At 61.5% G+C, this 23,023-nt stretch carries 24 protein-coding genes, 1 tRNA gene and 2 pseudogenes; 5 read left to right on the top strand and 22 right to left on the bottom strand.

Annotated features, from left to right (window positions below):
• Both CIT26_RS35065 and CIT26_RS35060 read left to right on the top strand, forming a co-directional pair.
• Positions 1 to 1,185 carry a CaiB/BaiF CoA transferase family protein gene (locus CIT26_RS35065; protein WP_095496838.1) on the top strand — a complete coding sequence of 395 codons (1,185 nt, stop codon included), beginning with the start codon at positions 1 to 3 and terminating at the stop codon, positions 1,183 to 1,185.
• 13 nt (positions 1,186 to 1,198) lie between these two features.
• Complete coding sequence (locus CIT26_RS35060) at positions 1,199 to 2,050, top strand: citryl-CoA lyase (protein WP_095496837.1); 852 nt, start codon at positions 1,199 to 1,201, stop codon at positions 2,048 to 2,050.
• Here the strand turns inward: CIT26_RS35060 and CIT26_RS35055 are convergent.
• The 20 genes and pseudogenes from CIT26_RS35055 to CIT26_RS34960 form a co-directional block, all read right to left on the bottom strand.
• Complete coding sequence (locus CIT26_RS35055; protein WP_095496836.1) at positions 2,026 to 2,535, bottom strand: NUDIX hydrolase; 510 nt, start codon at positions 2,533 to 2,535, stop codon at positions 2,026 to 2,028. The genes CIT26_RS35060 and CIT26_RS35055 overlap by 25 nt on opposite strands.
• A gap of 129 nt (positions 2,536 to 2,664) precedes the next feature.
• Positions 2,665 to 2,961 carry a hypothetical protein gene (locus CIT26_RS35050; RefSeq protein ID WP_095496835.1) on the bottom strand — a complete coding sequence of 99 codons (297 nt, stop codon included), beginning with the start codon at positions 2,959 to 2,961 and terminating at the stop codon, positions 2,665 to 2,667.
• The gene (locus tag CIT26_RS38140) at positions 2,962 to 3,288 is read right to left on the bottom strand and encodes a hypothetical protein (protein WP_245319681.1); all 327 of its coding nucleotides are present in this window, start codon (positions 3,286 to 3,288) and stop codon (positions 2,962 to 2,964) included.
• Positions 3,289 to 3,356: 68 nt separating this feature from the next.
• A complete protein-coding gene (locus CIT26_RS35040) occupies positions 3,357 to 4,049 on the bottom strand; it encodes a response regulator transcription factor (protein ID WP_095496834.1) in 693 nt (230 codons plus the stop codon).
• Between the two features lie 6 nt (positions 4,050 to 4,055).
• A complete protein-coding gene (locus tag CIT26_RS35035) occupies positions 4,056 to 6,758 on the bottom strand; it encodes a sensor histidine kinase (protein WP_095496833.1) in 2,703 nt (900 codons plus the stop codon).
• Positions 6,759 to 6,810: 52 nt separating this feature from the next.
• Positions 6,811 to 7,380 carry a potassium-transporting ATPase subunit KdpC gene (kdpC, locus tag CIT26_RS35030; protein WP_095496832.1) on the bottom strand — a complete coding sequence of 190 codons (570 nt, stop codon included), beginning with the start codon at positions 7,378 to 7,380 and terminating at the stop codon, positions 6,811 to 6,813.
• A 12-nt stretch (positions 7,381 to 7,392) separates the two neighbouring features.
• Positions 7,393 to 9,486: a potassium-transporting ATPase subunit KdpB gene (gene kdpB, locus CIT26_RS35025; protein ID WP_095496831.1), complete on the bottom strand. Its 2,094-nt coding sequence runs from the start codon at positions 9,484 to 9,486 to the stop codon at positions 7,393 to 7,395.
• Positions 9,483 to 9,695: a hypothetical protein gene (locus tag CIT26_RS35020; protein ID WP_095496830.1), complete on the bottom strand. Its 213-nt coding sequence runs from the start codon at positions 9,693 to 9,695 to the stop codon at positions 9,483 to 9,485. Before CIT26_RS35020 ends, kdpB begins: the two co-directional genes overlap by 4 nt.
• 25 nt (positions 9,696 to 9,720) lie before the next feature.
• The gene (kdpA, locus tag CIT26_RS35015) at positions 9,721 to 11,424 is read right to left on the bottom strand and encodes a potassium-transporting ATPase subunit KdpA (RefSeq protein WP_095496829.1); all 1,704 of its coding nucleotides are present in this window, start codon (positions 11,422 to 11,424) and stop codon (positions 9,721 to 9,723) included.
• A gap of 32 nt (positions 11,425 to 11,456) precedes the next feature.
• Positions 11,457 to 11,546, bottom strand: a complete 90-nt coding sequence (locus CIT26_RS35010) for a K(+)-transporting ATPase subunit F (protein ID WP_036266998.1) — start codon at positions 11,544 to 11,546, stop codon at positions 11,457 to 11,459.
• A 326-nt stretch (positions 11,547 to 11,872) separates the two neighbouring features.
• Positions 11,873 to 13,372: a hypothetical protein gene (locus CIT26_RS35005; RefSeq protein ID WP_095496828.1), complete on the bottom strand. Its 1,500-nt coding sequence runs from the start codon at positions 13,370 to 13,372 to the stop codon at positions 11,873 to 11,875.
• Between the two features lie 77 nt (positions 13,373 to 13,449).
• On the bottom strand, positions 13,450 to 14,151 hold the full coding sequence (locus CIT26_RS35000; protein ID WP_095496827.1) for a class I SAM-dependent methyltransferase: 702 nt from the start codon (positions 14,149 to 14,151) through the stop codon (positions 13,450 to 13,452).
• Entirely contained in the window at positions 14,132 to 15,181 is a 1,050-nt protein-coding gene (locus CIT26_RS34995) for a glycosyltransferase family 2 protein (protein WP_167391652.1), read from the bottom strand. The genes CIT26_RS35000 and CIT26_RS34995 overlap by 20 nt, the downstream gene beginning before the upstream one ends.
• A 173-nt stretch (positions 15,182 to 15,354) precedes the next feature.
• Positions 15,355 to 15,537 carry a hypothetical protein gene (locus tag CIT26_RS34990; protein WP_167391651.1) on the bottom strand — a complete coding sequence of 61 codons (183 nt, stop codon included), beginning with the start codon at positions 15,535 to 15,537 and terminating at the stop codon, positions 15,355 to 15,357.
• Complete coding sequence (locus tag CIT26_RS34985) at positions 15,537 to 15,725, bottom strand: DUF3606 domain-containing protein (RefSeq protein ID WP_095496825.1); 189 nt, start codon at positions 15,723 to 15,725, stop codon at positions 15,537 to 15,539. The genes CIT26_RS34990 and CIT26_RS34985 overlap by 1 nt, the downstream gene beginning before the upstream one ends.
• A gap of 213 nt (positions 15,726 to 15,938) precedes the next feature.
• The gene (locus CIT26_RS34980) at positions 15,939 to 16,199 is read right to left on the bottom strand and encodes a DUF982 domain-containing protein (RefSeq protein ID WP_165848838.1); all 261 of its coding nucleotides are present in this window, start codon (positions 16,197 to 16,199) and stop codon (positions 15,939 to 15,941) included.
• A gap of 166 nt (positions 16,200 to 16,365) precedes the next feature.
• Positions 16,366 to 16,596, bottom strand: coding sequence for a hypothetical protein (locus tag CIT26_RS34975; RefSeq protein WP_095496823.1), 231 nt, complete (start codon positions 16,594 to 16,596; stop codon positions 16,366 to 16,368).
• A gap of 124 nt (positions 16,597 to 16,720) precedes the next feature.
• Positions 16,721 to 17,475: pseudogene (locus CIT26_RS34970) on the bottom strand (NYN domain-containing protein).
• A 69-nt stretch (positions 17,476 to 17,544) separates the two neighbouring features.
• Entirely contained in the window at positions 17,545 to 17,817 is a 273-nt protein-coding gene (locus tag CIT26_RS34965; RefSeq protein WP_245319679.1) for an Atu4866 domain-containing protein, read from the bottom strand.
• 239 nt (positions 17,818 to 18,056) lie between these two features.
• Positions 18,057 to 18,782: an SDR family oxidoreductase gene (locus CIT26_RS34960; RefSeq protein WP_095496821.1), complete on the bottom strand. Its 726-nt coding sequence runs from the start codon at positions 18,780 to 18,782 to the stop codon at positions 18,057 to 18,059.
• Between the two features lie 121 nt (positions 18,783 to 18,903).
• Here CIT26_RS34960 and CIT26_RS34955 point away from each other — a divergent pair, with 121 nt between their 5' ends.
• Positions 18,904 to 19,794 (top strand): LysR family transcriptional regulator, encoded by an 891-nt coding sequence (locus CIT26_RS34955; RefSeq protein WP_095496820.1) that lies wholly within the window; start codon positions 18,904 to 18,906, stop codon positions 19,792 to 19,794.
• Between the two features lie 139 nt (positions 19,795 to 19,933).
• Positions 19,934 to 20,334, top strand: a pseudogene (locus CIT26_RS34950) (hypothetical protein).
• Positions 20,335 to 20,411: 77 nt separating this feature from the next.
• Here the strand turns inward: CIT26_RS34950 and CIT26_RS34945 are convergent.
• A complete protein-coding gene (locus CIT26_RS34945) occupies positions 20,412 to 20,600 on the bottom strand; it encodes a DUF3606 domain-containing protein (protein ID WP_095496819.1) in 189 nt (62 codons plus the stop codon).
• 137 nt (positions 20,601 to 20,737) lie between these two features.
• On the opposite strand from CIT26_RS34945, the gene CIT26_RS34940 reads away from it, so the two are divergent.
• On the top strand, positions 20,738 to 21,568 hold the full coding sequence (locus CIT26_RS34940; protein WP_245319676.1) for an ATP-dependent DNA ligase: 831 nt from the start codon (positions 20,738 to 20,740) through the stop codon (positions 21,566 to 21,568).
• Between the two features lie 1,083 nt (positions 21,569 to 22,651).
• On the opposite strand, the gene CIT26_RS34935 is transcribed toward CIT26_RS34940, so the two are convergent.
• A tRNA-Ser gene (locus tag CIT26_RS34935) sits at positions 22,652 to 22,741 on the bottom strand.
• Positions 22,742 to 23,023 lie beyond the last annotated feature (282 nt).

The raw sequence follows: 23,023 nt of genomic DNA, 5'->3' as shown, positions 1-23,023 counted from the left end.
ATGACCGATCTGCTGACCGGTATCCGAGTCCTCGACCTGACCAATGTTCTGGCTGGCCCTTACTGTGCTTATCAGCTGGCGCTGCTCGGGGCCGATGTGATCAAAGTCGAGGCGCCGCAAGGCGGCGACCTGGCGCGCCAGCTCGGCGGCTCGCCGGAACTCAACAGCGCTGGCATGGGCGCTTCGTTCCTGGCGCAGAACGCCGGCAAACGATCGGTGGTGCTCGATCTCAAGAAAGAGGCCGATCGCGAACGCTTTCTCGATCTGGTCGCCTCCGCCGACGCGCTGGTCGAGAATTTCCGCCCCGGCGTGATGGACCGGCTGGGACTCGGCTATGCCAGGCTGAAAGAGGTCCGCCCCAGCCTTGTCTATTGCGCGATTTCGGGCTTCGGCCAGACCGGGCCGATGCGCGACAATCCCGCCTACGACCAGATCATCCAGGGCCTTTCAGGCATCATGAGCATCACCGGCACGCCGGAGACCGCGCCGCTGCGGGTCGGTTATCCGGTCGCCGACACGCTGGGCGGACTGGTCGGAGCGTTCGCGATCGCCGCGGCACTTGTGAAGCAGAAGACGACAGGCGAGGGCGCCTTCCTCGACGTGTCGATGCTCGAATGCACGCTCTCCGCGCTGGGCTGGCCGGTCTCCAACTATCTGACGGCTGACGTCGAGCCGCAGCCGATGGGCAACGAGAACATGACGGCGGCACCTTCCGGAACGTTTCGCACCGGCGACGGCTTGCTCAACATCGCCGCCAACAAGCAGGAGCAGTTCGTCACGCTCTGCCGGCTGGTCGGGCTGCCGGAGCTGGCCTCGGACCCGCGCTTTGCCGAGCGCGAGACGCGCAAGCGCAATCGCATCGCCTTGAAGGCACTGATCGAGGATGCCCTGGCGAACAGCTCGGCCGCGGCCTGGGAGGAGACGCTCAATCGCGCAGGCGTGCCGGCGGGCAGGGTGCTGACGATCCCGCAGGTGCTGGCCGAGCAGCAAGTGATCGAGCGCGACATGACCACCCGTTTCGATAGCATGCCGAACATCGACCGACCGCTGACCGTCGTGCGCGGCGGGTTCATGGTCGATGGTGCAGCACCGTTGCCGACCAAGCCGCCGCCGGCACTGGGCGAGCATATGGACGAGGTGTTTGCCAGTCTGCCGCCGCGCGTCAAGAAAAGGGCGCAGGCATGAGCGACGCGAGAACATGAGCAACGTTGGGAAAAAAACCGGCCGTGAACGCGGCGAGGAATGGTGGCAGACCGATATCATCGAAATGCGCCCTGGCGTGATCCGGCTGCGCGGCTATGAGATCCAGGACCTGATCGGCCGCGTCAGCTTTCCGGCGATGATCTGGCTGATGCTGCGCGGCGAACTGCCTGGTGAGGAGCAGGCGGCGCTGCTCGGCATCGCGCTGGGGGCCGCCGTCGACCACGGGCCGCAGGCGCCGTCGATCGCCATTGCCCGCATGGCGGCCACCTGCGGCGTCGGCATCAACAGTGCCATGGCCTCAGCCATCAATGTGCTTGGCGACGTGCATGGCGGCGCCGGTGAACAGGCGCTTGCCTTCTACGGCGACATCGCCGCGGCACTGGATGGAGGCGTGACGCTTGCCGATGCTGTCGCGTCGCGCCTCGATCGCTTCTTCGCCGAGGAGAAATCCTATGTGCCGGGGCTCGGCCATCGCTTCCACCCGGTCGATCCGCGGGCGCCGCGCCTCATCGAGCTGACCCGCGATTTTGCCGCGCGCGGCGTCGTCAGCGGACGTTTCGCCGACATCGCCGAGGCTGTTGAGGCCGAGGTCGCGCGGCGCAAGGGCAAGAAGATCTCGCTCAACATCGACGGCGCCACCGCCGTCATCTATGGCGAGCTCGGGTTTCCGCCGCCGCTGACACGCGGCCTTTTCGTGCTCTCGCGCTCGGTCGGCATATTGGCGCATGCGTGGGAACAGTCGCAACAGAGCGACCGCAACAAGGGACCACTGCCGCGCGAATGGTTGTGGGCCTATACCGGCACGCCGGTGCGGCCGTTCCCTCAGGGAGATGGTGACTCCAAATGAGGCCTTGGTTCAAGTTCGCCAGCGGGCGCCGGTTGGGGAATTTTTAGGTTCTTCAGAAGCGTTGAAAGATCGGGCTCGTCGATAAGCACGGCTGCGTCTTCCGGCGCCAGCCATGCCCGCTGCCGCCTTTTGGCCTCCTGCCAGTTGGCCAGTTCCTCCGTCACCGCCAGCAGGTAGACGGTGACGTCGACGCGGACGAAGCGGTTCGTCAGCCGCTTCCAGTAGGAATAGGTGCCTGCCGGCTGCTTCAGCGTCTTGCCGAGGGCGCCGGCTTCCTCCTGCGCTTCGATGGTGGCTGCCTTGCGCCCACTCTTGCCCTTCATCGGCCAGCCCTTGGGCACGATAAAGCGCCTTGTCGATATCGAGGTGACCAGCATCACCTCGACGTCACCACGCTCGCCCAGCCGAAAGGGAATCGCCGCGACCTGACGGATCCGCTCGCCCTTCCTCGCCTTGCGTACGACCTTCTTCTTGGTGGCTGCCATTCCCGACGATCCAATCAGGGCAGTGCCCAAGCGCAAAGGCACGTTGCGAAAATCAAAACCGCCTTTGATGCTACTTTAAGTAGAGCGGCGTTCAAGCATATCGGCTAAATAAATGAAAACGCCGGCTCATCAGCGGCAGATGCTGATGAAGCGGCTGCCCGACCGCCGCAACTGGCAAGTAGGCTTCATCTGCGGCACATCTGGCCGTTGCGGCGCGACCTCGCGATCCTGGGCACGGAACTGCTGTTGCTGCTGCTGATATTGCTGCCGCCGCAGCCTGTTCTCCAGCATCTGCAATTCGCCCTGCAGGACCAGCGCGTTGCGGTTGGCGGGAGTGACGTTCTGCGCGGAGACAGCAGCGCCCGACAGCATCGCTGTTGCCAGGGTTGCCGACATAAAGATCGTCGATAGGCGAAGCGGCGACATCTATCCATTCCCACGCGAAACTGAGCCTCCAATCATATAGGGCGTTTGTCTGGTGATGCCATGGTTAAAGCCTCGCCGAAGCGGAATTGGCGGGTTGAGCTGCCGGACTCGATGCCGATCGACCCCATGCGCGCCGGGCAAGGGGATAAATCTCGAGATCGACGACAGGAAATTGGAGGGAATCCTGCAGTTCAGCATTTGGTAGATCGTCGGTTGCCTGGTGCCTGTGGCATTCAACGCGAAAATCACGCCGCTGCTCAAGGCCGCCACCATTTTGAAAATCAATGCGGTTGCGGTCGACACAGGCCAGCCGATCAGCTTTCCCATCTCATTGACCGGGTTCAGCGGCGCGCCGCGGAGCTCTCGGCCGATTGAGCGTCGCCCCGCCCCTCGCTTCAATCCACTTCGCGCAGACGATATCCGACGCCGGTTTCGGTGGTGATGTAACGCGGCTGGTCGGGCGTTTTCTCGATCTTTTGCCTGAGCTGCCGCACATAGACCCTGAGATACTGCACGTCGGTCGAATCGCCCCAGACCTGCTTCAAAAGAAACTGGTGGGTGAGAACCTTGCCCGCGTGCTGCACGAGGATGCGCAGGATGTCGTACTCCTTCGGCGAGAGCTTAATCTCCCTGCCCTCGATCGTGACGATGCGCTTTACCAAATCGACCGTGAGATCGCCGGTGTGGAAGACCGGCTTCTCGCCTTGCTGCTGGAACTTGTGGCGGAGCGCCACGCGGATGCGCGCGACAAGCTCGTTCATGCCGAACGGCTTGGTGACATAGTCGTCGGCGCCGAGCTCAAGCGCCGAGACGATGCCGGCCTCGTCGGTGCGGCTGGAAAGGATGACCACGGGAACATCCAGGCCGTCGTCCCGCCATTTACGCAGCAATTCGTGGCCGCCCATGCCGGGCAGGCCGAGATCGAGCAGGATCAGGTCCGGCTTTTCCGTCTCCATCAATTCGATCGCCATCTTGGCGTTGGGCGCCTCGCTGATCGCATAGCCCTGGCTGCCAAGGCCGACGCGGAGCAGCTTGCGGATCGGCGGTTCGTCATCGACGACCAATATCCTGACGTCCAGGTTCGTCATGGCAAGTCATCCATGTCGGGTGTCCGCACGTTGGTCTGCCGGCACCGGCATCCTGATGGTGAAAACCGCACCCGAGCGGTCGGTCCTGTTGGCCGCCGAAATCGTCCCGCCCATCGCCTCGATGAAGCCGCGGCAGATCGAGAGCCCGAGCCCGGTGCCGGCACGGACCTGGTCGCCCTTGCGCACTCGATGGAACGTGTCGAAAACGCGCTCCAGATCGGCTGGCGGAATGCCCGGCCCCTCGTCCATGATCTGCAGGATGACGGAACCATTGTCGGCCCAGCCCTGCAGGCGGATCGTCGAACCTGGCGGCGCGTATTTGGCGGCATTGTCGAGGAGGTTGAACAGCGCTTGCTCGAACAGGACGGGGTCGATCCTCAACATCGGCAGATCCGTGGGAATGTCCATTTCGGTCTTGTGTTCGCCGATGATTTTCCTGGCCCGGTGCAGCGCGGTGCCGACAATGTCGCCGACATAGTGGAATGCGTAGTTCGGCTCCATCGCACCGGATTCGATCTTGGTCATGTCGAGCAGATTGGCGATGAAGCGGTTCAGCCGTTCCGATTCGTCGAGCACGGTCGACAGCAGGTCCGCCCGGTCTGCTTCGGGAAGCGCTGGCGCAAATTCCTGCAAAGTGCCGGCGGCGCCCATGATGGCGGCAAGCGGTGTTTTCAGATCATGGGAAATCGAGGTGAGCAGCGCCGAGCGCAGGCGGTCCGCCTCAGCCTCGAGCTTGGCCCGGTCGACGTCGGCGACAAGCTGGATACGCTCGATGGCCACCGCCGCCTGATCGGTGAGGGCATCAAGCAGGCGCTGCTGCTCGGGCGTCAGCAGCGGACCTTGCTTGTCGTTGTCGAGGCCGACGACGCCGACAGCAGTACGCCCCGTCCGCAACGGAACATAGAGGCGTTTTGCCCCGGGCAGCGTGTCCGCGCCGCGCCCTGCGGCGCGGTTGTGCTCCCAAGCCCAGAGTGCTGCAGCGATGTCTGCCTCAGCCAGCGTGTCGTCCGGAGGATAGCCGGCCTTGACCGTGATCGTGCCGTTTTCGGGCAGCAGCAGCACCACGCGCAGCTTCAGCATCGAGGCTATCTGGAAGGCAGTCGCCCAAAGCACGTCGTCGAGCGTGCCAGTTCCCGCCAGCTTCTTCGAAAACAGATAAAGGTCTTCGGTTGTGCGGGCGCGGGACTGTGCCGCCACGGCCTGGCGCTGCACCCGCGCCGTCAGATTGCTGGCGATGATCGCCACGCAGAAGAGGAAGCCGAGCGCGACGACACTTTCCGTGTCGCTGATGTTGAAGGTGTAGAGCGGGTCGAGAAAGAAGAAATTGAAGGCCAAGGCGCTGAGAACAGAAGCGAATATCGCAGGCCACAGACCCGCGGTGACCGCAGACACCAGCACCGCCATTAGGAAGACTAGGGCGATGTTTCGCACGTCGAGCACGCGCGACAACAGCAGCCCGAAAAGTAGCCCCGCGACGACGTAGCCTGTGACGATCAAATAGGGCTTGATGTCGAAACGCGCCGGTTGGGCCGGGGTGATACCCCGCGACGGCTGGGCTTGCGCCTGGACGTCGCCGGAGACGACATGGACACTGATCTTTCCCGCGTCGCGTATCAAATCATAGGTGACGGCGCCGTCAAACAATTGCCGCCAGCGCGGCTTGCGCGGCTTGCCAGTGATGATGTGGGTGACGTTGTTCGCCGCCGCGTAGCGCAGGATGTCAGCGGCGACGTCCTGGCCGGGTATGGTGACGGCAGCGCCGCCCAATTGTTCGGCAAGGCGAAGCGTCGATGCGAGCCTGTCGCGATCCTGCTCGGATAGGCCGGTCGAGCGCGGCGTCTCGACATAGAGCGCCAGCCATGATGCACGCAGCCGCTCGGCCTGGCGGCGGGCATAGCGCACAAGCGACGCGCTGCGCGGATCCTCGTCGACCCAGACCAGGACACGTTCGCTGGCCGCCCAGGGCCCGGGTATGGCGTGGGCCTGCATGTGGATCAGCAGTTGCTCGTCGACGCGCTGGGCGGTGCGGCGGAGCGCCAGTTCCCTGAGCGCCGTCAGATTGCCCGGCGAGAAATAGTTCTCGATCGCGCGCTGGGCGGTACTGGGGATGTAGACCTTGCCTTCCTCGAGCCGCTTGATCAGGTCGTCGGGAGTGAGATCGATGATCTCGATGTCGTCGGCCTGATCGATGATGGAGTCTGGAACCGTCTCGCGCACCCTGACGCGCGTGATCTGCGCCACGACATCGTTCAGGCTTTCGACATGCTGGATGTTGAGCGTCGTGTAGACGTCGATACCGTGCGTCAGGATTTCCTGAACGTCGAGATAGCGCTTGGGATGGCGGCTGCCCGGCGCGTTGGTGTGGGCAAGCTCGTCGACGAGGACCAGCGCCGGACGCCGGGAAAGGATGGCATCGAGGTCCATTTCCTCGAGGATGCGCCCCTTGTAGTCGACCTGGCGACGGGGGATCACCTCATAGCCGTCGACCAGCACCTGGGTTTCCTTGCGGCCGTGCGTTTCGACGACGCCGATCACCACGTCTACCCCGTCGGCCAATCTTGCACGGCCCGACATCAGCATTTCATAGGTCTTGCCGACACCGGGTGCTGCGCCCAGGAATATCCGCAGACGGCCGCGCGCCTCCCGCTCCGCATGATCAAGCAGTGCGTCGGGTGAGGGTCTGGTTTCGTTGCGGCTGTCGTCCGGCATCAGAATCGATCATGAATGGCGCCGAGGATGGTGTCGATCCCCGGCCCACTATTCATTGCTTGGTGGCCTCGTCCAGCGCCAGGTTGAGCGCCAGCACATTTACCACCGGCTCTCCCATGAAACCGAGCTCGCGGTCCTCGACATGGCTGTCGACAAGAGATTTGATCCTGGCTTCATCGACGCCCCTGGCCCTGGCCACCCTGGCGACCTGGAAATAGGCGGCTTCGGGGCTGATATGCGGATCGAGGCCGCTGCCTGAAGTCGTTACCAGATCCATCGGCACCGGCTGGTTCGGATTTTCCGCCTTCAGTCTGTTGGCATCGCCCTTGATGCGGTCGATCAGCTTGGGGTTGGTCGGACCGAGATTCGAACCGCTCGATGAGGCGGCATTGTAACCATCGCCGGCAGCCGACGGACGGCCATGGAAATAGCGGTCGCTGGCAAAAGCCTGGCCGATCAGTTCGGAACCGATGACCTTGCCGTCTTTCTCGATCAGACTGCCATTGGCCTGGCGCGGGAACACAGCTTGAGCAATGCCGGTCATGCCGATCGGATAGATCAGGCCGGTTAGCACGGTGAAGAAAACGATCATGATGATCGCGGGTCTGATTTGCTTGAGCATGGACTTAATTCCTTATGCGAGGCCAAGCGCGGTGATGGCCATGTCGATCGCCTTGATGCCGACGAAGGGGACAATGATGCCGCCGAGGCCGTAGACAAGAAGGTTGCGGCTGAGCAGCGCGCCCGCGCCGATCGCGCGATATCTGACGCCTCTCAGCGACAGCGGGATCAGCGCGATGATGATCAGTGCGTTGAAGATGATGGCCGAGAGAATGGCGCTCTGCGGCGTTGCCAGATGCATGATGTTGAGCGCCTGCAGCGGACCTGATGTCTGCCCCGGCGCGATGTAGAAGACGGCGAATATGGCCGGGATGATGGCAAAATACTTGGCCACGTCGTTGGCGATGGAGAAGGTCGTCAGCGAGCCGCGCGTCATCAGCAGCGCCTTGCCGATTTCCACGATCTCGATCAGCTTGGTCGGATCGCTGTCGAGGTCGACCATATTGCCGGCTTCACGTGCGGCGACCGTGCCGGTGTTCATCGCAACGCCGACATCGGCCTGCGCAAGGGCGGGCGCATCATTGGTGCCGTCGCCGCACATGGCGACGAGCTTGCCCTTGGCCTGTTCGTCGCGGATGAGCTTCAGCTTGTCCTCGGGCGTCGCCTGGGCAAGGAAATCGTCGACGCCGGCCTCCGCCGCGATCGCCGCCGCCGTCATCGGATTGTCGCCGGTGATCATCACCGTGCGGATTCCCATCTTGCGCAGTTCGGCGAAGCGTTCCCTGATGCCGCCCTTGACGATGTCCTTGAGATGGACGACGCCGAGCAGGCGTCCGTCGCGCTCGACCGCCAGCGGCGTGCCGCCGGATTTGGCGATGTCGTCGGCGATCGCCTGCAGGTCGCGGACGATGTCGCTGCTGGGGCGCGTACCATGCGTGGCGACGGTCGAACGATTGACGTGGGCGAGCACCGAATCGACCGCGCCCTTGCGCACCGACGAGCCATCGAGGTCGACGCCGCTCATGCGGGTTTGCGCGGTGAAGGGCACGAAAGTGGCATGCAGTGTTGCCATGTCGCGGGCGCGGATGGCGTATTTCTCCTTCGCCAGCACGACGATCGAGCGGCCTTCCGGCGTTTCATCGGCAAGCGAGGCAAGCTGCGCCGCGTCGGCCAGCTCCTGCTCGGTGACACCCTTGACCGGACGGAATGCCGTCGCCTGGCGATTGCCGAGCGTGATCGTGCCGGTCTTGTCGAGCAGCAGCGTGTCGACGTCGCCAGCCGCCTCGACGGCGCGGCCCGACATGGCCAGCACGTTGAACCGCACCAGGCGATCCATGCCGGCGATGCCGATGGCCGAAAGCAGCGCCCCGATCGTCGTCGGGATCAAGGTGACGAACAGGGCGACCAGGACGGTCACCGAGATGTAGCCGCCCGAATAGGCGGCGAAACTCGGGATCGTCGCCGTCGCCAGCACGAAGATCAGCGTCATGCCGACGAGCAGGATGTTGAGCGCGATCTCGTTGGGCGTCTTCTGGCGCGCAGCGCCTTCGACCAGCGAGATCATGCGGTCGAGGAACGTATGGCCGGAGGCCGCGGTGATGCGCACGCGGATCCAGTCGGACAATACCTGCGTGCCGCCGGTCACCGCCGAACGGTCGCCGCCGGATTCACGGATCACCGGAGCAGATTCGCCGGTGATCGCCGCCTCGTTGACCGAAGCGACGCCTTCGATCACCTCGCCGTCCGATGGAATGATGTCGCCAGCCTCGACGAGCACCACGTCGCCGACCTTCAGGCTGGTGCCGGGCACCAGCTTGAACTTGGTGCGGTCGTCGCCGCTCAACAGCTTGGCCTGGGTCTCGGTGCGCGCCTTGCGCAGCGAGTCGGCCTGCGCCTTGCCTCGGCCTTCGGCGACCGCTTCGGCGAAGTTGGCGAAAAGCACGGTGAACCACAGCCAGATGATGATCTGCAGCGAGAAGCCGAGATCGCCGCCACCAATGACAAGATCCTTGACGAACAGGACTGACGTGAGCGCCGAGACGACAGCGACGACGAACATCACCGGATTGCGCATCAAGGTGCGCGGGTTCAGTTTCCTGAAGGCCCCGTCGATGGCGGGCAGCAGGATGCGGGCATCCATGATAACAGCGGATTTGGACTGGCTCATTTAGTGGCTCCAGTATCGATGTTGTTGGATGGCGCCGATCGATCGTATGCCGAAAGAAGATGCGGAAGCCCGGAGGCCAGCAGCCAGATTACGATCATGACGGCCGCAATGCCGAAGAACGTGGACATGGTCGGGAAAGGAGGCGGGGTTGCCCCCTTCTGATAGGCTCGATGTCGAATCTTGCGGCGTATGGTTTCGAACCAGGACATGACATTGATCCAAGGTGGGGCGGTTTCAGAATGTCTGCCCGTGGATGCCAGCCAGGTGCTCGACGATCGGTCCGACCGCCAGCGCCGGGAAGAAGGTGAGGCCACCGACGATCAGAATGACGCCGACCAGCAGCCCGACGAACAGCGGCCCGTCGGTCGGGAAGGTGCCGGCGGAGGCGGGCACCGTCTTCTTGGCGACCAGCGAACCGGCGATCGCCAGAGCCGGGATGATGACCAGGAAGCGGCCCATCAGCATGCCGATGCCGAGCGTGATGTTGTACCAGGGGGTGTTGCCGGTCAGGCCGCCAAAGGCCGAGCCGTTGTTGGCGGCAGCCGAGGTGTAGGCATAGAGAACCTCGGAGAAGCCGTGCGGGCCGGCATTGGCCATCGAAGCGACGCCTGTCGGCAGCACCACCGCGATGGCGGTGAAGATCAGCATCGCCAGCGGCAGGCAGAGAATGGCGAGCATCGCCATCTTGATCTCCTTGGCTTCGATCTTCTTGCCGAGATATTCGGGCGTGCGTCCGACCATCAGTCCGGCGACGAAGACGGCGATCACGATGTACATCAGGATGCCGTAGAGACCGGCGCCGACACCGCCGACAATGACCTCGCCGAGCTGCATGTTGATGATCGGAATCATGCCGCCAAGCGCGGTGAAGCTGTCATGCATGGCGTTGACGGCGCCGCAGGACGCGGCTGTGGTGATGACCGCAAACAGCGCCGACAAAGCGATGCCGAAGCGCGTTTCCTTGCCTTCCATGTTGCCGCCGTCGATGCCCAGCGCATGAACCAGCGGATTGCCTGATGCTTCCGCCCAGTAGCAGACGGCGACGCCGGCGATGAACAGGACGGCCATCGCGGTCAAGATTGCCCAACCCTGGCGCTGGTTGCCGTTCATGCGGCCGAAGACGTTGGTCAGCGCCGCACCGATGGCGAAGATCGAAGCCATCTGGATCAGGTTCGAGATCGCGTCGGGATTTTCAAAAGGATGCGCGGCATTGGCGTTGAAGAAGCCGCCGCCATTGGTGCCGAGCATCTTGATGGCGATCTGCGAGGCTGCTGGCCCGACCGCGATCGTCTGCCGCGCGCCCTCCAGCGTTGTGGCGTCGAGATAGGCGCTGAGCGTCTGCGGTATGCCGAGATAGACATAGACCAGCGTCAGCACGATGCAGAGCGGCAACAGCAGGTAAAGCGTGCACCGGGTCATATCGACCCAGAAATTGCCGATCGATTTGCCGGAGGCCTTGGTGAAGCCGCGGATCAGCGCGATTGCGATGGCGATGCCGGTCGCCGCGGACAGGAAGTTCTGCACGGTGAGGCCGGCCATCTCCACGAGATAGGACATCGTGCTTTCGCCGCCGTAGTTCTGCCAGTTGGTGTTGGTCATGAAGCTGGCGGCGGTGTTGAAGGCGAGACCGGGTTCGACGGCGCTCATACCGGCCGGATTGTAAGGCAGGCTGCCTTGCAGCCGCTGCAGGAAGTAAAGCACCAGGAAACCGGCGAGGTTGAAGAACAGCAAGGCTGCCGCATAGGTGGTCCAGTGCTGCTCCTCGCGCTCGCTGGTTCCCGAGATGCGATAAAGGCTCCGCTCGACAGGACCCAAAATCGGCGAGAGGAATGTGCGGTCGCCGCCGAAAACGCGGTGCATGTAGCCGCCGAGCGGCTTCACGAGCAAAACGACGATCCCGCAATAGACGAGGATCTGTATCCATCCGTTGAAGGTCATTGAAATAGCTTTCCTGCCTTCGCCAGTTGCCGTTAGAAACGTTCTGGGCGAACGAGGGCGTATGTCAGGTAGGCGAGAAGGAACAAGGTCACAGCGCCACCGAGGATATAGTCGACAAGCATGTTGCGATCCTTCCGCTTAAAGACTGTCGCAAGCTTTGATGAAGGCGAAGAACAGGGCGAAAAATAAAAACCCTATTCCGAGAACGATGATGTCCATCGGACTTGCTCCTTATTTTCGTTTTGCACTGCCTTGCCTGCAGCCGGCAGGGTTGAAGTCATGTGAAGACACTCGGTCGCGACGGTAATGGCGACCAAGATAAGTCCTTCCCGACGGAATATGGATCAAAACCCCATAAAGGTTCGAGCCGGGGCAAAGAGGAAAGAAATAAAAATCCTATAGGGATTTTGCACGGCATTTAAGACAATCGGCGCGAAGCTGCCGAAAATCAACGATCGCGCGTATAGATCACGGCGTAGTCGTCCGCATACGCCCGCTTCCAGCCCAATTCATCGAAGAATGGAATGCGGCTGTCGTCCGGCGTCAGCAAGGCCCAGTCTATCGCATGCTTCTCAAGCTGGGCTACGAGGACAGGCTTTCCGCCGCTGCGTCCTGTCTCGGCATCTGTCTTCATAAAGCCGTTGAGAAAGAGCTGATCTGTCCGGCCGTCGATGAATGTCTTGATTCCATGGAAAATCAAGCTGCCGCCGAAGTTGTAGGAATTCAGGACGTTGCCTGACAGATGATGGCTTTCGACGAATGCGAGCGCATCCTTGGCCGAAGTCTTCTGGCTCGGCGCGACCGGATAGGCGCTCGTGAGCATTGCGGTTGTAATCACCAGCAAAACGCCTGCCACGCCGCAAATCCGGTAAAATCGCTCTGCGAAAAACCGTTCCAGCCCGTCGCGCCTGTCGGACACCCATCTCGCCAGGGAAAGCGCGGGATATTGCTCCGCAATCTCGGCCGCAAGCACGATCGGGACCAGCAGAAAGAACAGGTACATGAAGCGCAGATGGGTGAGATAGATATGCAAGGCAAAGACGATGAACAGCGCCTTCGCACAGCCGATGCGAAGTTTCGACACAAGCAGCGCGAAAACGAACAGTAGGATACCCAGTTCCTGGAACCGTTGATCCGAGGCGTCGAACGGTTTCCACTCGATAATCAAGGGAACCGCTTCATTGCCATAGGCTACGGTGAAAGTGGCGAGGATGGCCTTGATGCCATAGGGATTGATTAAGCTGACCACCGGGCAAAGCAGTCCGAAGGCAACCCATTTGCCAAGGAGTACGGGGTTGGACAGGCGGCTTCGCACAAGAACATCGAGGCCGGCGAAAGCCGCGATGACGAAGCCGATGGTAAAGGTCGCGTGGAGATTGGCCCACAGGACAAGCAGGGCAAGCAGCCATAGAGGCGGTCCCTGCTCATTGCGCGCTGCGCGAAAAAGCATTGCGGTCCAGATCACGATGATGGGCAAGGTGAAGATGTGCGGACGCGCGGTGTAGATCGGGGAGATCAAGGCCGCCGCGAACAAGGCCAGTCCCACTGCCGCCGTCGGTCTCAACCATGTGCTGAGATACCATGACAGCAGCGCGCCCGTCAGGGCGATGATTGAGATGATCAGCACCGCCACGCCGTTCCAGCCACTTGCCGTGTAGGCGAGCGCAAGGAGAACCTGTCCAAGCCATTCCTTGGCGATCCACGGGTGTCCGGCGAAGGTATGAGAATAGCTGTCGACAACCGGGAACGTACGATTTGCCAGCAGATCGAGCCCAACCTTGACCTGCCACCAACAGTCGGGGTCCTGCAGGATGGCTTGGGTGTGGGCGGAAAGCGCGAAGGCCACGAGAGGCGCGACGAGCAGGCAGAACATCACCCTGGCCCGCTGCGCGTCGTTGACCGACGACGCGGTCGCAACGGTCGCTACGGTCGCCTGAATCCCGTTCATATCATAGCTCCAGGCCGCTCTGCGGCAGATCGATTGGCGGTTTCAGCTTGTCGCTCATCCGAGGGGAGGGCGTCCGCTCAAACGGCAGGCTTGACCGCATGCACGAAATATTGGGCTCCCATAGGCATCCTGGTCAGGAAGCGCTCCAAGGGTCGCAATCTTGCGAGCACGCGTGGGAAAAAGATCCGGTAGACGACATCGGATTTGGAGAAGCCGGCCGCAGCCATTCGCTTGCGCACATCGCGGCTGTTGATCAGAACTGCGTTCTCGTCGAAAGCACAGTTTCGCACCGCGTTCGTCGTCAGCGGATTCCAGGGATTGTGCTCGAACAAAAAGAAGCTGCCACCGCCGGTCAGCACTCTCTCGATCTCCTTGATCAGGGCGACATGGAGGTTTTCGGGGATGTGATGGAACACGCAGGCGGCGAAGGCGAGATCGAAACTCGCGTCGTCGTAAGGGATCGTTTCGCCGTCGAAGTGCCTGAAATCGGCCTGGCCGGGAAAGCGCTTGCGGGCGATGTCGAGCGACTGCGACGAGGGGTCGAGCAAGGTGATTTCGCTGTCGGGAAATGCGGCGCGCAGAGGTCCCAGCGAATTGCCGACACCCGCGCCGAAGTCGAGTATCCGCCGCGGCTTCACGCCTGAGTGGGCGAGCCTTGCCGCGACATCGTCGATCTTGTACTGCGCGAAGAAATCCGGGGTTTCGCCGCTCAGCCGGATACTTGCGGCATGCTGCTGCTGATACTCCAGCGCGAACTGGTCAAACTCGGCCTGAAGCACGCGCGGCTCCCTTCGTCAGTTCATGGGCCATTTCCTGAAGGCGATGGACGGGCAGCTTCCCGGCGGCAGGATCGTGGGCAGCGATCTCGTTTATGAGGTAGAGCGGCCGCCGCTTGGTCTCCATATACATGCGCCCGAGATATTCCCCGAAAATCCCAAGGACCAGAAGCTGGACGCTGCCGAGGATCAGGACGATTGCCGCCAGGCTGGTCCAGCCGGGCAACACGCTGCCGGCAAACCATGAGAAGAGCGTGTAGCCGAGCGCAGCAAGCCCGAGAAAGCCGAAGATCAAGCCGAGATGCGAGGCGAACCGCAGGGGCACGATGGAGAAGCTCGTCATCGCATCCATTGCCAGAAGCACCATCTTCTTCAATGGGTAATGCGTGGTGCCTGCGAAGCGCTGGTGCCGCTCATAGGCAAAAGCCACCTGCTTCAGGCCGATCCAGCTCACCATGCCGCGAATGAAGCGGTAACGCTCGGGCATCGCATTGAGATGATCGAGCGCGCGGCGGCTCATCAGGCGAAAATCCCCGGAATCGAGCGCCATGTCGACGTCGACCATCTTGCGCAGCAGACGGTAGAACAATGCGGCGGTTGCGCGCTTGAACCAGCCTTCGCCCTGGCGCTTCAGCCGCTGGCCATAGACGACGTCGAACCCCTCATCCATCTTTGCCATCATGGCTTTGAGCAATTCCGGCGGGTCCTGGAGGTCGGCATCGAGAATGAGAATGCGCTGGCCGCGGCAAAACTCCAGGCCGGCGCTGAGCGCAATCTGGTGGCCGTAATTTCGGGCGAGGTCTATGCCGATGACGTGGCTGTCCTGTTTGGCGAGTTCGAAAATGGCCTCGCGGGTGCCGTCGGTGGCTCCGTCGATGACTAGCACGATCTCGTAGGAATGCCCCGCTTGTTCACGGCAAACGGCTGTGACGCGCCGGTAAAGTTCGGCGACCCCGCCGATTTCATTGTAGCACGGCACGACAACCGACAGCGCGACGGCGCGTCGCGCAGCGATTTTCTCTGTTTGCGCCAAAAGCCCAGCTCCCATGGTTAGAACGGGAATAGGCCGAATTTGTTAGAAAATTGATAAGCCGCTCAGGATTGCCGGCCCGCGACGCCAGATAAGCGAAGCGTGCGGATGGCCGGGCGCGTGCGACGGTGATGCGGGGGATACGGCGAGGGCGGACACTCCGCCAAGTCGGCGGCTCAGCCTTCCGCCTTGAAGTTCTTCGCTTCCTTCTCGACCTTGGCGCGGTCCTTGCCGTGCTTGCGCATCAGATCCTTCGCCTGGTTGGGCGAAACGTCGGTGGTCTCGGCCAGGCGCAGGGCCTCCTTGTCGTCCGGTTCGCGTTTCTTCCGATCCGCCATTGTGGTCCGCTTGTCAGCCATCACGACGCCTTTATGCTCTCGGCTATTTTGTGCAGCACCTTGCGATCGGTGCCGTGGCGCTTGATCAAGGTGCGTGCCTGTTCGGGAGTAATGCCGGCTTCCTCGGCGAGATGCCTCACCTCATAGTCTTCGTCGCCGGCAACTTGTGAGCGATCGCGGTTGTCGGTCTTGGTCTTGTCGTCGGGCATGGCAGTTCTCCTCGTTTCGACCTAGAGCATAACGACGGAGATTTCGTGAAGTTCCTTAATGCATGTCGCCCAAGTGCGCAGCGGCTTGGGACAACGACACGCATAAAACAACAGCAATGCATGTCGCCCAAAGTGCCAGCGGCTTGGGACAACGACAGGCATAAAACAAGAACTTAAAGAGCGTCGCATCGATCTCTTCGGACGTGACGCGCTTCAATGCCGGCCTTCGCGAACAAACACATGGGCTTCCTTGGCGGCGGCCGTGAATGCCCGCCGCGCACTGCCAACCGCCCGCCGCTGCTCCATCGCGTCCATCATGGCTTTCAAGGCCGCGCGATATTTCGGCCCGCGCTTTTCGTCTGGCCATTTGTCGACCAGAAGTGAGGCCGCCTGGACCGTCCTCGTCACAGAGAGGAGGCGGCCGATCCGTTCGCTCTCGATCGTCACCGGAACGTCGAATTGTTCATCACGCATTACCGCCACTCCTTGACTCCAAGGACAGGAACGGCGCAGCGGGATTATTCGTTCCGATGACGAATGGCGTGATCCATCCCGATCACAATTCATGGTTACTGAGTGGCTTACGTCGCCGCTCTAGTTCCGACAGTGCGCAAGCTAATTGGGCGCAGGGCGACATGCATTAGCGGGACCGATGGTCGAACACGACCCCCATGGTCCTACCAATTGCGGTCATCACGACAAGCTCGACCAGATGGTCATCGCTGTCCTCAAAACCCGGGGCTGCCCGGCGGATGGCGTCAATTGCGGCTCTGGTCGATATGGTGTCGCCGGCGCGAAATTTTGAAAGCGCAGATGAAACAAGTTCCTGGGCCGTCAAGTCAGCGACAGGCACTCTCGAAACGATGTTCATTGGCCTCCTCCGCCATGAACCCTCCCCCAAAAGAATGATACGCCGAATGGCGGTTTCCGCCAGCGAAATAGTGGTCCGACCAGAGGCCAAAATCGGACCGCGGACAGTTACCTTTTTGCAAGGCTCAGCGCGACGCTGCCGACTTCGATTTCTCTCGGCTCCTCGCAGCTGGCTTGACCCTTATACGCATCGCTCCGCCCTCGGGATGATCGATCTCAAAGGCATTGGTCTTCCGTACGAGATCGCTCAGCTTGCGAAAGCCGAAGGTTCTCGGATCGAAGTCCGATGCCAGATTGGCGAGCTGATTGCCTACGATGCCGAGCGGCACCCAGCCGTCCTCGGTTCCCATCTGTGAAATGACCTTGGTGATGATCGGCGTCGCGGCGCTTGCAAAGATTTCGTCGGCGCCGCATCGTGAGCGTTGGCTGGTGCGGTCGCAAGCAGGTTCTCGGTGTATACGAACCGGCGGCATGCCTGCCGGAAACTCTCCGGCGTCTTCTGCTCGCCAAACCCATAAACGTCGATCCCGTGTTCCCTGATGCGAGCGGCAAGGCGGCTGAAATCGCTGTCGGACGACACCAGGCAGAAGCCTTCGAACCGCCCGCTGTGGAGAAGGTCCATCGCGTCGATGACGAGCGTGATATCGGATGCGTTCTTGCCGGTGGTGTAGGCGAATTGCTGCTGCGGGATAATCGCATGCTTCGACAGCACATCGGCCCAAGCCTTCGAACGGGTGCTGGAAAAATCGCCATAGATGCGACGAACGCTCGCCTCGCCGATCTTGGCGATTTCCTCGAACAACCCGTCGGCAATCTTGGCCGAGGCATTGTCTGCGTCGATCAGGACTGCAAGCCGTGGAGAACGTGGTTCAGTCGCCAAGATGAGCTCCTTTTTGGCGTCGCACCAAATGACATATCGTACAGCGGCACCATGCGAAACCTTTTGCCACTACTTCTCCCGATACAAGATCATACCGGCGTGATGCAGCACGCCGTCAATGAACGTTCCGTCAGCAGTAAAGCCGGTGTCGTCCCAGTAGTCGATGTGATTTCCTCGGATCTCATAGCGCCCCTGGTACGCGCTCTCACGGTTTCCGCGCGCTTCGTCATAACGACCGTTTGGGAGCAAGTTGTGGCGGATATAGCCATCGGCCGTGACCCACATCCCGACATAAGGATGGCTTGCCGAAGGTTGGGTAACCGTATTTTGCTCGGCATTCATCTGGGCGAGACCTTTCTGTGCGGGTAAAACGGCGCCGGCAAGAAACACGGCAGCGGCAAGCATCGAAATCTGTTCATGGACAGCTCCTCAGGGTTGTTTGCCGGGAGCGGCGCGACGCTCAGTGAACAGCTCGGAGAGCGCTTGCGATGTTGCGATCGCGCGGGGGAACCGCGCCGAGCAGCAACGCGACGGCAATCGCGATGTACGAGCTGTGAAAACGAAAACCCATTGTTGCCTCCCTACTTGCTGGCGGTCGGCCGGATGACGATCTCGTTCACGTCGACATCGTCGGGCTGTTCGATGGCAAAGCGCACGGCACGGCCGATCGCGTCGGGCTGCAGCGCAATGGCGCGATAGGTCTTCATCGCTTCCGCCGCGACCGGATCGGTGATCGTGTCGGCGAGCTCGCTCTCGACCACGCCGGGATGGATGCACGTGACGCGGATGTTGTCGTGCTCCTGCCGCAAGCCATCAGAGATGGCGCGGACCGCGTATTTGGTTGCGCAATAGACCGCGGCTGTCGGCGACACCGAAAGCGCGCCGATGGAGGCGATGTTGACGACATGGCCGGAGCCTCGGGCCGTCATCTCCGGCAGCACCGCGGCGATGCCGTAGAGCACGCCTTTGATGTTGACGTCGACCATCCGGTCCCATTCCTCGACCTTCATCGACGCCATCAGCGACAACGGCATGACGCCGGCATTATTGACGATCGCGTCGACGCGTCCCCAGGCCTGGCGCGCCGTCTCGGCAAAGGCGGCGACATCGGCGCGGTCGGTCACGTCCAGGCGGCGTGTCATGGCCTCCCCGCCCTTTGCCCTGATCTCTTCTGCGAGTGTGTCCAGCCGATCGGTGCGGCGCGCACCGAGTATGACCTTTGCTCCGGCAGCACCGAGCTCCCGGCCGATGGCGGCGCCAATGCCGCTCGAAGCCCCGGTGATCAGCACAACTTTATTGAGGAACATGTTTCGTCTCCGTCTGGTTGATCTTGCGAACCGCGATGCAGCGGTTGCCAGGAAGATGGATCTGTTTCACTGTTGCGATAAGACGACCATTCCTTTCCAATGTGGAAAGCACAGCTAACCAATGCAGCCGGATCTCAATGCGCTCGCCGTCTTCGCCCTCGTCGCCGAGGAGCGGAGCTTTCGCGCGGCTGCGGACCGCATGGGCGTCACCCGCTCGGCGGTGAGCCAGACGATGAAGCGGCTGGAGGAGACGCTCGGTATTGCGCTTGTCCAGCGCACGACGCGAAGCGTCAGCCTGACCGAGGCTGGCGAACGCCTCTACGCCGAAATAGCGCCCGCCATTGCCGACATGCGCGCCGCGATGGAGACCACCGGGGACCTGCGCGGGCGTCCGCGCGGGCAGTTGCGGCTCGCCGTCTCGTCGATCGCCGAGCGCTTTCTTTCAGGGCCGTTCCTGGCGACCTTTGCCGAAGCCAATCCGGATGTTCAGATCGACATCACGGTGACGGACGAGGAATTCGATATCGTCGCCGAGGGATACGATGCCGGCGTCAGGCTCGGCGAGGTGATCGAGCAGGACATGATCGCGGTGCCTGTCGCCGGTGACGAGCGGCAGCTGGCCGTCTGCGCGCCGGCCTATCGCGATCGGTTCGGGGCGCCTTCGCATCCGAGGGAAATCGCCGGCCATCGCTGCATTGGCTGGCGCCGCGCACCGAAGGTCGCGCCCTATCGCTGGGAATTCGCCGAGAACGGCAAGGAGTTCATCGTCGCGGTTGCGCCGGAGATCACGACCAACGACATGGCGTTGATGATAAAGCTCGCCGTCGCCGGCGCCGGCATCACCTTCGGCATGGAGGAGAGCTTTCGCCCGTGGATCGATCGGGGCAAACTGGTGCCAGTTCTCGAGGACTATTGCCCGCGCTTTGCCGGCTTCTACGTCTATTATCCGAGCCGTCGCAACGTCGCGCCGAAGCTGCGCGCCCTTGTCGATCACCTACGGCGTCATGGCTAGCGTCTTTCGCCAGTATGGCGACCATGTCGATGTTGCAATTACATTAGCGTGAGTGCATGTTTTCGTCAGCCGGCGCAAGCCGGTTAGGCCCGGTGGCTGGCCGGTCACCCCCATAGGCTGCCGGGCCGCCAGCAACGGCTTGGGAGGACAAGACAAGCCGAAAATCTCGGAACTCTTTTTCAAGACAGCGATCGTCTTTCTTGTTTTGGGAATCGCAGCCGGCCTGCAGATGGCAATTTCAGGCAATCACGGTGCTTATCCGGCTCACGCACACATCAATCTTCTGGGATGGGTCACAAGTGCAATATTCGGGGGTACTACGCCCTGAACCCGGCAAAAGCCGCCCGCAGGATCGCGATGGTCCATTAAGGCGTCTACAATCTTGGCCAGGTCGTGATGTTACTGGCTCTCTACCTGATGCAGCATGGAAATCCGGCCCTTGAGCCGATCGTCGCTACCGGCTCAATGATCGTCGCTGTCAGCGTACTACTCTTTGCCTTCGTGGTCTTCTCCGCCGAAACGGCGCGCTCGGTCTCATGAATACCTGCGGTCTCCACGCTAAACGGCGTCGGGATATTGCTGAGCCGCCAAAGGCTCGCGCCTCTGAGAGTTGGTCATCATTGTGCCGGCAATGCCTTCGCGGCGTCGGTCAGGGTTGCCCGATCGTTGCCGTGCTTGCGGATCAGCTCGCGCACCTGCTCCGGCGTGATGTTGTTCTGCAGAGCGAAATAGTTCACCTCATACTCATCGTCCGCCGATATCTTGCTACGGTCACGGAAGTCGCGTTTGGTTTTGTCGTCTGCCATATCGCACGTCCTTTTTGAATTTCGTTATGTTAACTCTGGCTAATATACGCCGGTGACCTAGACTAGGTTCCATGCGTAGGCGGGCAGGTGCCGGCACCGGTCGGCTCGAGTTTATCCCCCCGATGGAGCCCCAACTGGTGGCCAAGCCGCCTGAAGGCGACGACTGGATTCACGAAATTAAGCTGGATGGCTACCGCGCCCAGATCATTATCAACGGCCCCGAGGATATTCGCGTCTTCACCAAAACCGGCAAGGACTGGACGCGTAAATATCTGGGCATTGTGGAAGCCGCGGGGGACCTCGAGGTCGAGAACGCCATCATCGACGGCGAAGCGGTCGTCACCGACAAGGCCGGAATGCCCGACTTCAACGCGCTCCAGAACGCCGTCCACAACAATCCCTATGGCATGTATCTCGTCGCATTCGACATCATGCATCTGAACGGCCATGATCTGCGCGACATCGGCTGCAAGGCGCGCCGCGAAATTCTCTACGGCATCATCAAGCCGAACAGCCGGATCCAGTTCAGCGAGGCCATGCCTGGTGACGCGAAGTCTGTCTTCTATCTCGTCGAGCAGGTCGAGCTTGAGGGAATTGTCTCGAAGCGCCCCGACAGCAAATATCGCAGCGGCCCGACCTCGAACTGGCTGAAGACCAAGAGCTTCACGGTCGATGAATTCGAACTGCTGGGCGTCGAGCGCGAGCCTGGCAAGGCGGCCTTCGCCTTTTTGGCACAGCCCGGCACCGGGAAATATGTCGGTTCCGCCTTCATCAGCCTGGGCCGCGACATGAAGGAGCGGCTGTTGAAGCGGGTTCGGGAGCACACCGGGCCGCCGCCAGAGGCCATGAAGAAACGGCCTGCGACACAATGGGTCAGGCCCGGGGTGAAGCTGCGCATCAAGCATCTTCGCGGCGACCACAGCCACATACGCAACGCATCGCTGCTGGGTTTCGGTGACGAGGAGTAGCGGTGAAAGTCTGACATTGGTACCCCACGCGTGGAGCAGCTTAGGCTGAAAGAGGACGTTGCACGACAAATAAACCGCCTATCAGGCAAACCACGGACCAGATGGACGGTTAGCCCCGCAACGATGTGGTGCCCGAACGTACGTGGGAGAGCATCACATCGAGCCCTTAAGACCGGTTCGAGGTGCAGCCGCCCGGTATCTACTCACGCGGCGCGTCGTTGAGCGAGGTGGAAACCCGAACGGGCTCGACGGGGCTCGACGGCGGTCACGATGCTGTGGTGGTGATCGCAGTACACGCGGTCAGGCGAAGTTGGCCCAGCACAAAAGCGGTGACCGCCGGGTACTGACCGATCTTCGCGAACCGGGAAGCGGCATTGATAGGGGCCTAGCTTAATGAGGGGGACGTCACTCGTAGTTAGTCCGGTATTTTCAGGCATGATGTCTTTCTGGTTCCTAAAGGTTGGCCGTACGTCATCGCCATGATCCAATAGTCTGATTTCCACTGTGGAGGGCAGCGACTGCGTCGGGCGAGTTTATCTCGCTTGGCTGGCTATGGAACACCATGTGGTGTCGGGAACTGCTTCAAACAATTGCTTGCGGCTAGAAGCCACACCGCTGTTGATGGGTGAGCGAAGCAGGCACCTTGTCCGTGCCGGCCCGGGGCGGTTTGTCCGAAGGCGGGGTGGGTGCGGATTGTGGGGCCACCCACGCTGCGTTTTTTCGGTTTTTTTGGGGAACCGGCCAGCAACGCGGAGACGGATACATTTTGTCATCAGACGATGTAGTCGCGTCCTAGAGCGCCTCTCCGAAGTGTTGCGCCGGTGCTATGGTGTACCTGCCTGTCAGATAGCAAGGATATGATGCATGCCCGAAGTTCACCCGCCGTACACTACTTGCGTTCACCGCCGTGGCGACCGTCGTTGAACGGACGTTTGCTGAAGGGAAAGCTGCCTCACGGAAATTGCAGGCGGAAGCGTCGTTCCGGATGGTTCGAGAATGCGGGCCCGCGCAAAGCGCCAACCGCTCACCGAAGGTGCAAGGAAAGGTATTTCTCAGCTAAAACAACCTGTTAGTATGGAAATCTGGCGGAGAGAGCGGGATTCGAACCCGCGTTACGGTTTCCCGTAAACACACTTTCCAGGCGTGCGCCTTCAACCACTCGGCCACCTCTCCGTCTTAGCATTTTCGCCGCGGCCGGTTTCACCGCGCGGGTTGGGGAGATGCGTCTCCCTTGGGGATTGCGGTCCGGAACTCCGCACCGTGGGCGCCGTCAACCAGCGGACACCCTTTCCCCGCACCTGAGCCGTCAAAGCAACAGGCGCGGGGCTCATCTAGTCGATCCGGTGCCGAATGCCAAGACATAACGGCACTCTATGTCGTAAGCAGATGAGTTGTCCGGATTAGGTAGCACGTGAGTTGTCCGGTTTTATCGCCAGCGCATCGAGGCTGGGGATG

It is taken from the genome of Mesorhizobium temperatum, assembly GCF_002284575.1.
Classification (GTDB): Bacteria; Pseudomonadota; Alphaproteobacteria; order Rhizobiales; family Rhizobiaceae; genus Mesorhizobium; species Mesorhizobium temperatum.
This window is presented reverse-complemented; position numbering and strand designations above follow the sequence as displayed.